The organism is Streptomyces sp. NPDC029044 (genome assembly GCF_040637495.1).
Classification (GTDB): Bacteria; Actinomycetota; Actinomycetes; order Streptomycetales; family Streptomycetaceae; genus Streptomyces.
In genome coordinates, this window is record NZ_JBEZWN010000011.1 from 83,749 (window position 1) to 96,728 (window position 12,980).

10 protein-coding genes are annotated in these 12,980 nt (G+C 71.9%); all 10 read right to left on the reverse strand.

Features of this window, described 5'->3' with window-relative positions; translation table 11 throughout:
* Nucleotides 1-87: 87 nt before the first annotated feature.
* A complete protein-coding gene (locus tag AB0E85_RS12820; protein WP_361925487.1) occupies nt 88-918 on the reverse strand; it encodes a zf-HC2 domain-containing protein in 831 nt (276 codons plus the stop codon).
* Nucleotides 918-1,439 carry a sigma-70 family RNA polymerase sigma factor gene (locus AB0E85_RS12825; protein ID WP_010039908.1) on the reverse strand — a complete coding sequence of 174 codons (522 nt, stop codon included), beginning with the start codon at nt 1,437-1,439 and terminating at the stop codon, nt 918-920. The genes AB0E85_RS12820 and AB0E85_RS12825 overlap by 1 nt, the downstream gene beginning before the upstream one ends.
* Before the next feature lie 352 nt (nt 1,440-1,791).
* Complete coding sequence (locus AB0E85_RS12830) at nt 1,792-2,385, reverse strand: ABATE domain-containing protein (RefSeq protein ID WP_361925489.1); 594 nt, start codon at nt 2,383-2,385, stop codon at nt 1,792-1,794.
* Between the two features lie 797 nt (nt 2,386-3,182).
* Nucleotides 3,183-4,334, reverse strand: a complete 1,152-nt coding sequence (locus tag AB0E85_RS12835) for a uroporphyrinogen-III synthase (protein WP_361925491.1) — start codon at nt 4,332-4,334, stop codon at nt 3,183-3,185.
* Nucleotides 4,335-4,451: 117 nt separating this feature from the next.
* Nucleotides 4,452-5,837, reverse strand: coding sequence for a nitrate/nitrite transporter (locus AB0E85_RS12840; protein ID WP_361925493.1), 1,386 nt, complete (start codon nt 5,835-5,837; stop codon nt 4,452-4,454).
* A gap of 165 nt (nt 5,838-6,002) precedes the next feature.
* Nucleotides 6,003-7,001 (reverse strand): hypothetical protein, encoded by a 999-nt coding sequence (locus AB0E85_RS12845; protein ID WP_361925495.1) that lies wholly within the window; start codon nt 6,999-7,001, stop codon nt 6,003-6,005.
* Nucleotides 7,002-7,071: 70 nt separating this feature from the next.
* Complete coding sequence (locus tag AB0E85_RS12850) at nt 7,072-8,283, reverse strand: acyltransferase family protein (protein ID WP_361925497.1); 1,212 nt, start codon at nt 8,281-8,283, stop codon at nt 7,072-7,074.
* Entirely contained in the window at nt 8,280-10,472 is a 2,193-nt protein-coding gene (locus AB0E85_RS12855; protein WP_361925499.1) for a bifunctional polysaccharide deacetylase/glycosyltransferase family 2 protein, read from the reverse strand. Before AB0E85_RS12855 ends, AB0E85_RS12850 begins: the two co-directional genes overlap by 4 nt.
* 320 nt (nt 10,473-10,792) lie before the next feature.
* Entirely contained in the window at nt 10,793-11,821 is a 1,029-nt protein-coding gene (locus AB0E85_RS12860; protein WP_361925501.1) for a hypothetical protein, read from the reverse strand.
* Nucleotides 11,822-11,987: 166 nt separating this feature from the next.
* Complete coding sequence (locus tag AB0E85_RS12865) at nt 11,988-12,953, reverse strand: LysR family transcriptional regulator (protein ID WP_361925503.1); 966 nt, start codon at nt 12,951-12,953, stop codon at nt 11,988-11,990.
* Between the last annotated feature and the right edge of the window lie 27 nt (nt 12,954-12,980).

Sequence of the window (12,980 nt, forward strand, 5' to 3'; positions counted from 1 at the left end):
CGAAGGGGACCCCTGGAAGCTACGGGCCGGCGGCAGGCACGGGTCTGTTGCCCCCAATGGCTCCTGCCGGCGACCGGAAGACCCTGGCTAGGCGTCGACCTCGACGAGCCGCTTGCCGTCGAAGGTGACGACCTCGAAGTGGTCGATCTCGTTCGGCTCGAAGGCGGCGCCGCCCTGGACGTACAGGGGCTCCTTGGCCTTGTCGGACTTGGCGTCCGGCAGGCCGTAGCCCCACTCCGGGACGGACCAGGAGGAGAGGGTCTCGCGCTCGCCGTTCTTGCCGACCGCGACGAGGGCGCACTTCAGCGGGCCCTTGACGTTCTTCAGCTCCAGGACCATGCCCGTGCCCCAGTCCTTCTTCTGGACGGCGACGGTGGCGGAGACCTTGGTGTTCGGGTCGGTGGCGCTGATCTTGTCCGAGATGCCGTCGAAGGCGGCCTTGGCGGGGCTGGCCGCCAGCGGGCGGTTCTCCGCGCCGCCACCGCCGTCGCCGCCGTTGGTCGCGACCGCGACGAACGGGCCGCCGATGATCAGCGCGCCGGCCGCGGCCACCATGTAGAAGCTGCGGCGGCGCTTCTGGGCGCGGCGGTCGGCGACCTCGTCGACCAGCTTCTCCACCAGGCGCGGCCGGGGCTTCGCGGACAGGGAATCGCCGATCGCGGGTGTGCTGCCGGAACCGGGGAGGTCGGCGAGGGCGGCGAGCATCGGCTCCATGCCGGCCAGTTCGTCGAGCTGCTGGGCGCACCATTCGCAGGTGGCGAGGTGGGCTTCGAAGGCGGTCGCTTCGGCGTCGTCGAGGATGCCGAGGGCGTAGGCGCCGACGGTCTCGTGCTCGTTCGGCACCGGAGATTCCTGCATGGGGCCAGACATACCCATGCCTCCCGTACCGAACCCTTGGTTACCCCCGTAAACACTCATCACGCCGTCACCCCCCGCTCCTCCAGTGCGAGCTTCATCGAACGCAGGGCGTAGAAGACCCTGGAGCGGACGGTGCCGCTGGGTATGCCCAGGGTCTCGGCCGCCTCATTGACGGTACGCCCCTTGAAATACGTCTCGACGAGCACCTCCCGGTGGGCGGGCGTCAGGTCGTCGAGTGCGTCCGAGAGAGTCATCAGCCACAGCGCCTTGTCGATCTCGTCCTCCGCGGGGATGACCTCCAGCGGCGACGGGTCGACCTCCTGCGGCCGGGCCTGCCGGCTGCGGTGGCCGTCGATGACGATGCGCCGGGCGACCGTCACCAGCCAGGGGCGTACCGATCCGGTCGCTCTGTTGAGCTGACCGGCGTTCTTCCAGGCACGGATGAGCGTCTCCTGGACGACGTCCTCGGCGCGCTGCCGGTCGCCGGCGACCAGGCGCAGGACGTATGCCAGCAGGGGTCCGGCGTGTTCGCGATAGAGCGCACGCATCAGCTCCTCATCGGGTTCCGAGGGCTGGGACATGCGATGTCGGGCCCTCGGTGCACGTTCATTGGCCACGACGGAATCCTTGCGCACGCCCACCTCCGGTGTCCGGGGGTTCCCCCAGTCGGTCGCTCCACAAGCCGTACGGATGCGAGCCGTTGGGTGTTCAAAGAGACGTGACAGATTTCTTCCGGATGACGTGACGAGCTGGACATGGGGTCACATTCCCACCCCGCGTTCTTTACATTTCCGCCACATCGGAAAGTTCAAGCCAGCCCTTCCCTACGGTGGCGTAGGTAAACGGCATGTAATCGAAATCACTTCGACAGCACGGTCGCAGAAGTCGCATTTAGGACAGGTAAATTGAGTGCACGGACCACTCAATTCCGTTTCAGGCGCGGGAGAGTGCCGCGCGGCGACGGTGCCGGGCGACTCTCTCGCGGTTCCCGCAGACCTCACTGGAGCACCAGCGCCTCCTGCGTCCCCGGGAGGTGTCGAGGTACACAATGGGGCAGTTGTCGCCTTCGCACTGGCGCAGGGCCGCGCGGGCGACGGGATCGGTCAGCAGGTCCACGGCGTCCCGGGCGACGACCGCGAGCAGGGCGGCGCAACCGGGCGGTCCGTCCAACCGCCGCAGGAGCTGGCCGTCTTCGCCGCGGACCGCACGCGGGGCCGGGGGCGCGGTGCGGGCCAGGTCGTTGACGCGGGCGAGGGCGAGGTCGTACGTCGCGACGCCGGGTCTCGGCCGGCAGCGGACCAACCGGTCGATCTGGGCGCGCAGTTCACGGAAGGCGAGCAGCCAGCCGGTGTCCGCGTGGGTCAGGACGGTGTCCGCCGGGACGAGTCCGGAGCCGGTGATCCAGGCGCGCAGCACGTCGACGGAGTCGAGCCGCTCCTCCGGGTGCGTGGTGGAGAGCAGGTCCAGGCAGGCCCGCCCGGCGTCGAAGCGCAGTTCGTAGGGGGCCGTGGCCGTACCCAGTGCCATGTGCCTGTCACCGCCTAGGGGTTCACCCCGGTCGCGAGGGCCTGGGTGAGACGCCAGTGAGAGGGCCGGTAAACCGCTCCCCCTTACAGTGCCTGCCCGCTACGACGCCGGAAACCCCCCGCACACGCCTCGTCGCGACGACCGCCCGGAAGGGACGCGCGTTCAGGCCGAGCCGGGTCCGAAGGCCGTGCGCCGACGGCACACCGGCCGCCAAGGCGTCCCGCTCGGTCCGGGCGACCGGGGCCGGCGCCTCACACTCCGACGGGCCACCGGGCCCGAAGCCACCGGCTCAGCCCGTACGACCGGGCACGGCGCCTCACGCTCGACGAGCGGCCGGCCTCAAGACGCCCCGCCCGGGACGGGCGGCCGGACTCATGGCGTCCCGCTCGGGCCGGTCGGCCGGAGCCGACGCCCCACACTCCGACGGGCCACCGGACACAAAACCACCGGCCCAGCCCGTACGACCGGCCACGGCACCTCACGCACCACGAGCGGCCGGCCTCAAGACGCCCCGCCCGGGACGAGCGGCCGGCCTCAAGACGCCCCGCCCGGGACGAGCTGCCGGCCTCAAGACGCCCCGCCCGGGACGAGCTGCCGGCCTCAAGACGCCCCACTCGGGACGAGCTGCCGGCCTCAAGACGCCCACTCAGGCCGGGCTGCCGGCCTCAAGACGCCCCACCCGGGCCGGGCTGCCGGCCTCAAGACGCCCCACCCGGGCCGGGCTGCCGGCCTCAAGGCGCCCCGCTCGGGACGGGCGGCCCGGGGTCGGCGGATTCCGGCTCAACCCCCGGGCGGGATCACGCGTCCGCGTACTTCGTCTCCGCGCTCGGGTCCAGGGCCAGGCGGTAGCCCCGCTTGACCACCGTCTGGATCAGCTTCGGCGTGCCGAGGGCCGTGCGGAGGCGGGCCATGGCCGTTTCGACCGCGTGTTCGTCGCGGCCGGAGCCGGGGAGGGCACGCAGGAGGTCCGCGCGGGCCACGACCCAGCCGGGGCGCCGGGAGAGGGCGCGCAGGAGCGACATGCCGGCGGGCGGCACCGGCTTGAGGTGACCGTCGACCAGGACAGCGTGCCCCCGGATCTCCACACGGTGCCCGGCGACGGGGAGGGAGCGGGCCCGCGCGGGAAGTTCCTGGCAGAGGAGCTGCACCAGGGGCCCGAGCCGGAAGCGCTCCGGCTGGATCGTGTCGATGCCGCGGGATTGCAGGGGCAGGGCGGTGACCGGGCCCACGCAGGCCGGCAGGACGTCATGGCCGAGCGCCGCCAGGACCTCGTCGAGCAGTCCGCGTTCCTCCGCACGGGAGAGCAGGGAGGCCGCTGCCGGGGCGCTGGTGAAGGTGACCGCGTCCAGGGCCCGGCCGACCGTCGCGTCCAGCAGTCGGTCGACCGGGGTGATGTCCTCCGGCGGCATCCAGCGGTAGACGGGCACCCCGACCACCTCGGCCCCGCCCTCCCGCAGCGCCTCCACGAACCCGGGCAGCGGCTCACCGTGCAGCTGGATGGCGATCCGCAGACCGTCGACGCCCTCCTCCAGCAGCCGGTCCAGCACCTCCGCCATGGACTCCGAGGACGGCGACCACTCCTCGGTCAGCCCGGCGGCCCGGACCGCGCCCTTGACCTTCGGACCGCGCGCCATGATCCGTACGCCGCCCAGCCGCGCCAGCAGCTCCTCCCCCAGCCCCCAGCCGTCGGCGGCCTCGACCCAGCCCCGGAAGCCGATCGCGGTCGTGGCCACGACGATGTCCGGAACCTGCTCGATGATCTCCTTCGTCGCCGCCAGCAGTTCACTGTCGTCGGCGAGCGGCACGATCCTGAGGGCAGGTGCGTGCAGGACGGCGGCACCGCGTCGCTGTAGCAGCGCCCCGAGCTCGTCGGCCCGGCGCGCGGCCGTCACACCCACGGTGAAACCCGCCAGGGGCCCGTGGTCCGGTCGCTGTTCTTCCTCGTACATGGCTGTCGTCCCGCACTCGAGTCGTCGTACTGCGTGGGTACGGCGTACCTACATGCCGATCGAGCCTGTCAACGGCTCGTGACAGGCCCGGATCGGCTTGATGTCGCTGGTGTTACGTCACACCTCGGCGTAGCTGAGCTGCGGCTTCGCCTCCGAGGTCGCCGTGGTGACGGGTACCCGGGGAGCCGTACGGCGAAGGTATACGGCCCAGGTGACCACGAAGCAGACCGCGTAGAAGGCCAGGAAGGCGACGAACGCCCCGGTGCCCGAGCCGTAGGAGAGGAAGGACTGGCGGAAGGCGAGGTTGATGCCGACGCCGCCGAGCGCGCCCACCGCTCCGATCAGCCCCATGGAGGCCCCGGAGAGCCGCCGCCCGTACGCGGCCGCCTCCTCACCCTCCAGCCCCTTGGCCAGGGCCTTGTTCTGGAAGATGCCCGGGATCATCTTGAACGTCGAGCCGTTGCCGAGCCCGCTGAGCACGAACAGCACCACGAACGCCCCGGTGAACAGCGCCAGCGACTTCTCCATGGAGGCGCCGATCAGGACCGCCGTCGCGACGCCCATGGCGACGTAGTTCCACAGGCTGATCCGCGCGCCGCCGAACCGGTCGGCGAGCCGGCCGCCGACGGGCCGGATCAGGGAGCCGAGCAGCGGACCGAGGAAGGTGACGTAGGCGGCCTCCAGCGGGGTCCGGCCGAACTGGTTCGTCAGCACCTGGCCGAAGGCGAAGCTGTATCCGATGAAGGAGCCGAAGGTGCCGACGTAGAGGAAGGACATGATCCAGGTGTGGCCGTCCCGCGCGGCGTCCTTCGCGGCACCGGTGTCGTTCTTGACGTTCTCCAGGTTGTCCATGAACAGCGCGGCCATCACGGCGGCCACGACGATCAGCGGGATGTAGATCCCGAGCAGCACGCGCGGTCCGCCGCCCGCCCCGATGATCGCCAGCGCGGCGAGCTGCGCCACCGGCACGCCGATGTTGCCGCCGCCCGCGTTCAGGCCGAGGGCCCAGCCCTTCTTCCGCAGCGGGAAGAAGGCGTTGATGTTGGTCATGGACGAGGCGAAGTTGCCGCCGCCGACACCGGCGAGCAGGCCGACCAGCAGGAACGTGGAGAAGGAGGTCCCCGGCTCCATCACGGCGAACGCGGCCACGGTCGGGATCAGCAGCAGGGCCGCGGAGATGATCGTCCAGTTCCGTCCGCCGAAGATCGCCACAGCGAAGGTGTAGGGGACGCGGACGACGGCGCCGACCAGCGTGACCATCGAGGTCAGCATGAACTTGTCGGCCGGGGTGAGCCCGTACTCCGGGCCCATGAACAGCACCAGCACGGACCACAGGGTCCAGATCGAGAAGCCGATGTGCTCGGACAGCACGGAGAAGAAGAGGTTCCGCCGGGCGATCTTCTCCCCGGTCTCCTTCCAGAACGTCTCGTTCTCCGGATCCCAGTGCCGGATCCAGCGTCCGCCCTTGCTCGGGGGTGCGGGTGCCGTGCCAGGGCCTGTCATGACGCCTCCACTGTGCTCCGGGGCTCGGTCGTGCTTCGAATGACTGAACCCGAAGGTAGGGAGGACGCGTTTCCTGCCTGTGGCACCGCGGGTGTCCGCGAGGGAACTTTGCTCTCACCCCCGGCTCGGGCGGGATGAGAGGTTCCGGCGGGTTTCGGAGGCCCCCTAGTGCTGCGGGGGCTGCCAGTGCGGGTTCTGCTGCTGGGGGTGGGGCTGGTGGTAGGGCTGTCCGTACGGGCCCGGGGGCTGCGCTCCGTACGGGCCGGGGGCGGGCTGGCCCTGGTACGGGCCCGGGGCGGCCTGGCCGGGGTAGGGACCAGCGGCGGGCGGACCGCCGTAGGGGCCCGGGGCGGGCTGAGCCGGATACGCGCCCTGCCCGCCATACGGTGCCGGTGCCGGTGCCGGTGCCGGTGCCTGCTGCTCGTATGGGCCCGGTGCCGGTGCCTGCTGCGCGTACAGGCCCGGGGCCTGCTGCGCGTACGGGCCCGGTGCCGGTGCTTGCTGCTCGTACGGCCCGGGCGCCTGCTGCCCGTACGGCCCGCCCGCGAACGGATTGCCCTGCCCGGGCAGCTGCGCCCCCGGCGGCAGGTACCGCGTCCGGCCGTTCTCGTCCGTCACCGGCAGGAAGCCCGCCGCCTGCAACCGGGCCGCGAACTTGACGTTGCGCTTGCGGGTCACCACGAGGCCGATGCCGAACACCGCCATGAACAGCAGCCACAACACACCGGCCACGACGAAGTCGACGGCCTCGCCCCCGAAACGGAAACCGAGGATCACGCAGCCGAGGGAGACGCCCAGGGCCCCGTACCCCATGCGCTTCTCGGCGTGCTTGCCGGTGAGGTCGAAGTTGATGCGGGCCTTGAGGAGTTCGAAGGCGCCCGGCACGACGGGCGGCACGGAGACGCCGTCGGCCGCGTCGGGGTACTGCGCCCAGTTCTGCCCGGCCCGGGCCCGTGCCTGCGGGCTGGGGTCGGGCAGCAGCAGCATGGTGAGCGCGCCGTTGCGCCCGCTGCTCTGGCGGACGTCGGCGTACTCGTACCCGAACTGCTGGGCGACGAAGGCCAGCCGGGCGAGCTTCTTCACGGACGCCATCGGGCTGGTGAGCTCGACGGGTTCCCCGCTCGCCATCAGCCGCAGCATCTTCTGCATCTGCCGCTTACTCATCCCCACCGCTCCCGCCGACCACTTGTTCACAAGCGCAACCCGGGCAGTTTTCCACACCGGCGGGCCTTGCTCAGCTGCCGGGTACCGAGCGTCTCCGCCCCCCACGGCGCCTCGCCCCGGGCTCCTTCACCGGCCACAACCGTGGCTTCTGCTTCGCCGCCAGGTCCTCCGCCCAGCCGAAGGCCAGGACGCAGCAGCCGATCAGGGCCCAGACCAGGAGCAGCACCGGCCAGACGCTCTCCAGCAGGCCGGGCACGTTCTGTTCCAGCAGGGGGAAGCCCCACAGGCGGTCCCACAGGGTCGCGGCGATCAGGATGCAGGTGTTGTGCCACAGGTAGATGGTCACGGCCCGGGAGTTGAGCAGGGTGATCGTCCCCGCGAAGGGGCGCAGCCGGCGCGGCCACTCCGTCCAGGAAGGGCTGAGGTGCAGCAGCAGGAACACCGTGCCGAAGGACCACAGGGCCTGGGCCAGCGGCATGCTGTCCAGGTCGTTCCCGGTGCCGAAGTCGTGGTGCAGGGCGTACCAGAGACCGGCCAGCGCGATGACCGGGGCGACGGACGGCACGATGTAGCGCGGCAGCCGTCGCAGGATGCCCTCCTGGTGGGCCATGCCGAGGATCCAGCAGGCGCCGAAGGTGGAGAAGTCCGTGAGCGCCGAGGGGACCCGCTCACCGGGCAGCGTGAGCCATTCCTGCTCGAAGGCGACGGCCAGGGCGAGGGGCGCGAGGATCGTGACGACCGGCAGGGCCCGCAGGGCCTTCAGCAGCAGCGGGGACAGCAGGACGTACCAGAGGTAGGCGCGGATGTACCACAGCGGGCCCGCGAGGTCCGCGGCCCAGTTCTCGCCGATGAACCCGTGGATGCCGGGCAGGCCCTCCGCGTAGGGCGGGTCGCTGAGCGGGACGATCCAGAAGGTGAGGTGGAGCAGCCACCAGCCGGGGTGTCCGTCCGCGTCCGGGCCCCAGCCCTGGAGGACCATGCCGGTGACGCCGACGACGCCCAGCAGCCACAGCGGGGGCAGCAGCCGGCGCATCCGGCCGCGGATCACCTGCACGGCCGGGCGCTTCAGCGAGCGGGCCATGAGGCTCCCGGCCAGTGCGAACATCACGCCCATGGACGGGAACAGCAGCGGCAGCCAGGCCCAGCCCGTCAGGTGGTACAGCACGACGCGGAACAGCGCGAGGGCGCGCAGCAGGTCGAAGTACCGGTCGCGGCCGGGTTTCTTCGAGGAGGCCCGCTCCTGAGGCGCGGCCTCGGCCGCGGTGGTCACCTGCGTGGTCATCCGACCGGCCTCTTCTCCGTCATCTGCTGGGGCGTGCCGGATCCGGGGCCGGGCAGGCCCACCGCGCCCGTGCGCCGCAGCTTCTGCCAGCGCAGCCGGCCGCCGGTGAGGGCGGTGATCCAGGACTGGAGCAGGACGACGTACATCAGCTGGCGGTAGAGGAGTTGCTGGAGCGGGAGGGAGATCAGGTGGGTCATGCGTTCCTTGTCCAGGTGGAACGCGTAGGCCGCGCACACACCCTGCACCGCGAGGACGCCGAGCCAGGCTCCGATGGTCTTCTCGGTGGGTCCGAACACCAGCCCGTACAGCAGGAACACGTCGATCAGGGGGGCCAGCAGCGGTGCCACGACCATGAACATGGACACGAGCGGCATGCCGACCCGGCCGAAGCGGCCCGAGGGTCCCCGTTCGAAGACGGACCGGCGGTGCTTCCAGATGGCCTGCATGGTGCCGTAGGACCAGCGGTAGCGCTGGGACCACAACTGCTGGACGGACTCCGGGGCCTCGGTCCAGGCCACGGCCTTCTCGGCGTACACCACGTGCCAGCCGTCGCGGTGCATGGCCATGGTGATGTCGGTGTCCTCGGCGAGCGTGTCGTCGCTCATGCCGCCGACGCGTTCCAGTGCGCTGCGCCGGAACGCCCCGACCGCGCCGGGGATGGTGGGCATGCAGCGCAGCACGTCGTACATGCGGCGGTCGAGGTTGAAGCCCATCACGTACTCGATGTGCTGCCACGCGCCGATGAGCGAGTCCCGGTTGCCGACCTTGGCGTTGCCCGCGACGGCGCCCACGCGCGGGTCGCCGAAGGGCTGGACGAGTTCGCGGACGGTGGTCGGCTCGAAGACGGTGTCGCCGTCCATCATCACGATCAGGTCGTACTTGGCGTTGGCGATGCCCCGGTTGAGGGCGGCGGGCTTGCCGGCGTTGAGCTGGCGGACGACGCGCACACCGGGCAGGTTCAGGTTCTCGACGATCCGGGCGGTGCCGTCGCTGGAGCCGTCGTCGATGACCAGCACCTCGATGGGGTGGTCGCTGGCGACGAGCGAACGGACCGTCTGCTCGATGCACTTGGCCTCGTTGTAGGCGGGCACGAGGACGGACACCGGTTCCGTGACGGGTTCACCCCAGCTGAACCCGCGGCGCCGGACCCGGCGGGCGTGCGCCACGGAGAGGATCAGCATCAGCCCGAGACGCCCGAAGACCAGCACACCGACGACGGCGAGGCCCGCGACGAGGACCCCGGTCACGTTCTCGGAGGCCTGCACCAGGAAGACCCACGCCTCGCCCTTCAGCGACTCCAGCCCGGCGACGCGGGTGTGTGCGCTCGGCGCGTCCAGGGCGCCGGTGAGGGTGTGGAAGCGGTAGCCCTTGTCCTGCAGCCCGGAGATGTACGTGTCGAGCGCGGCCACGGTCTGGGAGCGGTCACCGCCGGAGTCGTGCATCAGCACGATGGCGCCCTTGCCGTCCTTCGGCGTGGCGTTGCTGATGATCTTCTGGACGCCGGGCCGGCGCCAGTCCTCGCTGTCGGTGTTGTTGACGATGGTGATGTAGCCCTTGCTGCCGATGTACTCGGTGACCGGCCACGTGTTGTTGTCCATGTTGTGGGCGAACGACGAGTAGGGCGGGCGGAACAGCGAGGTGCGGATGCCGGCGGCCCCGGCCAGCGCGAGCTGGTTCTGGGACAGCTCCCAGTCGACGCGGCTCTTGGTCTGGAGCGACAGGTCCGGGTGGTTGAAGGTGTGCAGGCCGATCTCGTGGCCCTCGTCGACCATGCGCTGGACGAGGTCCGGGTGACGGGAGGCCATGGTGCCGGTGATGAAGAAGACGGCCCGGGCGTCGTGCTTCTTCAGGACGTCGAGGACCTGGGGCGTCCACCTCGGGTCCGGGCCGTCGTCGAAGGTCAGGACCAGTTCGCCGTCCGGGAGTTCCAGAGCGGTGGGCTTCCCGTTGCGGGTGTCGATGACGGGCCCGCCCTTCAGGATGTCCTTCGGGACGCGGTCGTTCGCCGCGGGCGGGCCGACGCGGTGGTCGGCGAGGATCTCGCTGTGCACGTAGCCGCGCAGCATGAGCATCGCGCCGAGGGCGACGAGCACGAACAGGGGCAGCAGCAGACGCATGGGCAGGCGCCGGCGCCTGAAGCCGCCACGGGCTCGCGACGCGGGCCCGGAACGGCGAGTACGGGATGCCATGGGTGGTGGTACTCCGGGTGGTGCGGGATGGGGTGGTACGGGGACGGAGGCGGGCGGACGGTGTCGTGGGTCGGGCCCGGCCGGTCGGGGACGTCTCGGTTGCGCGGGGTGGGGCGCACTCCGTGACGTCCTGAGGTCCCACTGCGGGAGCGGGACGGGTGGGTGGAGCGGGTGGAGCGGGTGATCGCGAGCTGCGCGGCTCCGCTCCGGAGCGTTCGGGGTTCGCCCGCCGGCCCGGACCGGTGCCGGTGCGGCGCCCGGCCGGAAGAGTGGTGGAGCGGCGCCCGGGCGGCGGGCGCCGCTTTCGCGGACGCGGAGGACTACGCGGCGGCCGGTGTCTCCGCGACGGGCTGCGGCTCGGCCGGGCCCTCGGCGACGGTGCCGCCGTCGCCGCCGGTGCCCGTCGTCTCGGTGGGCGTGGCCGTGGGCTCGACCGTCGGGGTCGGGTCGGTGGCCGGTGTGCTCGGCGGGTCCGCCGGTTTGGTGGGTGCCGGGGCGGTGGCCTTGCCGCCCGTTGCCGGGGCGGTCCGGGTCGCGCTCGGCGTGGGCTCGGCGGAAGTGCCGGAGCGGCCGGTGCCGGCGGTGGTATCGGGTACGGCGGCACTGAGGCCGGGCCCGGGTGCCGTGGGCTGGCCGGTCGCCGGCGTGCTGCCCGGGGCGGTGGCGCCGGTGCCGGTGCCGGTGGCGGGTGCCGACTCGGCGGGCAGCGACGGGGTGTCGACCTGCCCGGCCGGCGGGTTGTCGTCCTTGGTCGGCACGGGCAGCCAGGGGGCGTTGGAGTTGCCCGACAGCAGCGTGGCGACGATGACCACGGCGTAGGCGCCGCAGGCCAGGGCGACGGCCATGCCGATCCGGCGGTAGCGGCGGCTGCGGCGGCCGGACTCGTCGACGAAGACGGGCCGGTCGGCGGCGGCCTCGGCGCCCGGGCCGCCCTCCTTGACGTGCCGCAGGAAGCCGTCCCCGAGCTGCACGGCGTCGAGCTGGACGGTGACCTCGTGCGGATCGTGGGTCTGCCCGTCGGCGTCGGGGGTGTCCTCCGGCGGTTCGGCCCCGGCTTCCTCCTGCTCCTGCCAGGGGTCGCGGACCGACGTCCCGGTCCCCGGCTGCGGGACCGACGTCCCGGTGCCCGGCTGCGGGGCGAGCGAGTCGGCCTCGCCCTCGCTCTGGCGGGGAATGCCGCGCAGTATCTCCGTCCCGGCGGGCAGCCGGTGGCCGGTCGTCCGGACATCGCGGTCGGGGAAGACCTGGGTGGCTCTCCCGTCCCGGGCTCCGCTGTCCGACGGGAGTTCCCCGGTAGCCACGGCGGCCTCGGGCCACTCGGGTTGGGCGTCTTCTCGCCACTTTGTCACGCGCACGCACTTCCCCCCACGGGATGGTTCAGGTGCGCTTGCCGACCTGAGCACCCGCCGTCGGATCGGGCCCCCACCCGTCCGAGCGCCCCCTCTTACCACACCGTGCTCAGGGGTCGAATGTAGCGCACGCGCAGGTTCTGTGTGGGCGCCGTGTCGAATCGTGTCAGCCGTGAGACGCCATGAGGACATCGTCTCCGGCCGGCAACCAGGCACCCTCGGGCCTGCGCAACCAGCCCGTTTCCGCAGCCAGCCGGGCCACCGCCCGGCGCAGCGCGTCGAACGCGGGATGGGTCAGGCCCTTGCGCCACACCAGGGAGACGGGGGACAGCGGAACCGGGTCCACCAGGGGCCGCACCACCATCGACGGCAGGGCCGGGACGTCCACGACGGTCAGGACCGGATGGCGCGTTCTGGCCATGACCCGCTGGAACTCCTCATCCCCGACGGCCAGCGGCGCGGGTGGCGCGATTTCGATGCCCCGCCCCTCGAACAGCAGCCGCGCGAGTCCGGTCCACTCCGGTGTGCGCGGGTTGCCGGCACCCGCGTAGACGCTCTCGCCGGCCAGCTCGGCGAGCGGCACGGCCTCCCACGAGGCCAGCCGGTGGTCGTCCGGCAGCACGACCGCCATCGGCTCCAGCCGCACGGGCTGGTGGTCGAGCCCGGACCGCAGCGCCGGGTCCAGCCCGGCGAACCGTCCGAACGACGCGTCCAGCCGGCCGGCGAGCAGTTCTCCGGCGGCGCCGGTCAGGCCGCTCTCGTAGCGGGCCATGAGTTCGTGGCGGGGGGCGAGTTCGCGCGCCGCGTGCAGCACCCGGCGCGGTGTGACCAGGCCCGGCGAGTTGAGGTCGACCAGCAGCGGCCGGGCCTGGTCGAAGGCGGCGAGCAGTTCGTCCTGCGCCTGGAGCACCCGGCGGGCGTACGGCAGCAGCCGCTCCCCGTCGGCGGTGAGCGTCACCTGCCGGGTGGTCCGCACGAACAGCTCGGCGCCGAGTTCCCGCTCCAGTCGCCGCACGTCCCGGCTGAGTGCCTGCTGAGCCACGTGCAGCCGCACCGCGGCACGCGTGAAGTGCAGTTCCTCGGCGACGGCGACGAAGCCGCACAGCAGACGGTGATCGAGGTGCCCGGACATGCCGCGAACCTACAGCGGCCGGGGCGC

Bases quoted from the DNA above. Each gene is read 5' to 3' on its own strand.
- AB0E85_RS12820 (WP_361925487.1), bottom strand. From the start codon at position 918: ATGAGTGTTTACGGGGGTAACCAAGGGTTCGGTACGGGAGGCATGGGT.
- AB0E85_RS12825 (WP_010039908.1), bottom strand. From the start codon at position 1,439: ATGTCCCAGCCCTCGGAACCCGATGAGGAGCTGATGCGTGCGCTCTAT.
- AB0E85_RS12830 (WP_361925489.1), bottom strand. From the start codon at position 2,385: ATGGCACTGGGTACGGCCACGGCCCCCTACGAACTGCGCTTCGACGCC.
- AB0E85_RS12835 (WP_361925491.1), bottom strand. From the start codon at position 4,334: ATGTACGAGGAAGAACAGCGACCGGACCACGGGCCCCTGGCGGGTTTC.
- AB0E85_RS12840 (WP_361925493.1), bottom strand. From the start codon at position 5,837: ATGACAGGCCCTGGCACGGCACCCGCACCCCCGAGCAAGGGCGGACGC.
- AB0E85_RS12845 (WP_361925495.1), bottom strand. From the start codon at position 7,001: ATGAGTAAGCGGCAGATGCAGAAGATGCTGCGGCTGATGGCGAGCGGG.
- AB0E85_RS12850 (WP_361925497.1), bottom strand. From the start codon at position 8,283: ATGACCACGCAGGTGACCACCGCGGCCGAGGCCGCGCCTCAGGAGCGG.
- AB0E85_RS12855 (WP_361925499.1), bottom strand. From the start codon at position 10,472: ATGGCATCCCGTACTCGCCGTTCCGGGCCCGCGTCGCGAGCCCGTGGC.
- AB0E85_RS12865 (WP_361925503.1), bottom strand. From the start codon at position 12,953: ATGTCCGGGCACCTCGATCACCGTCTGCTGTGCGGCTTCGTCGCCGTC.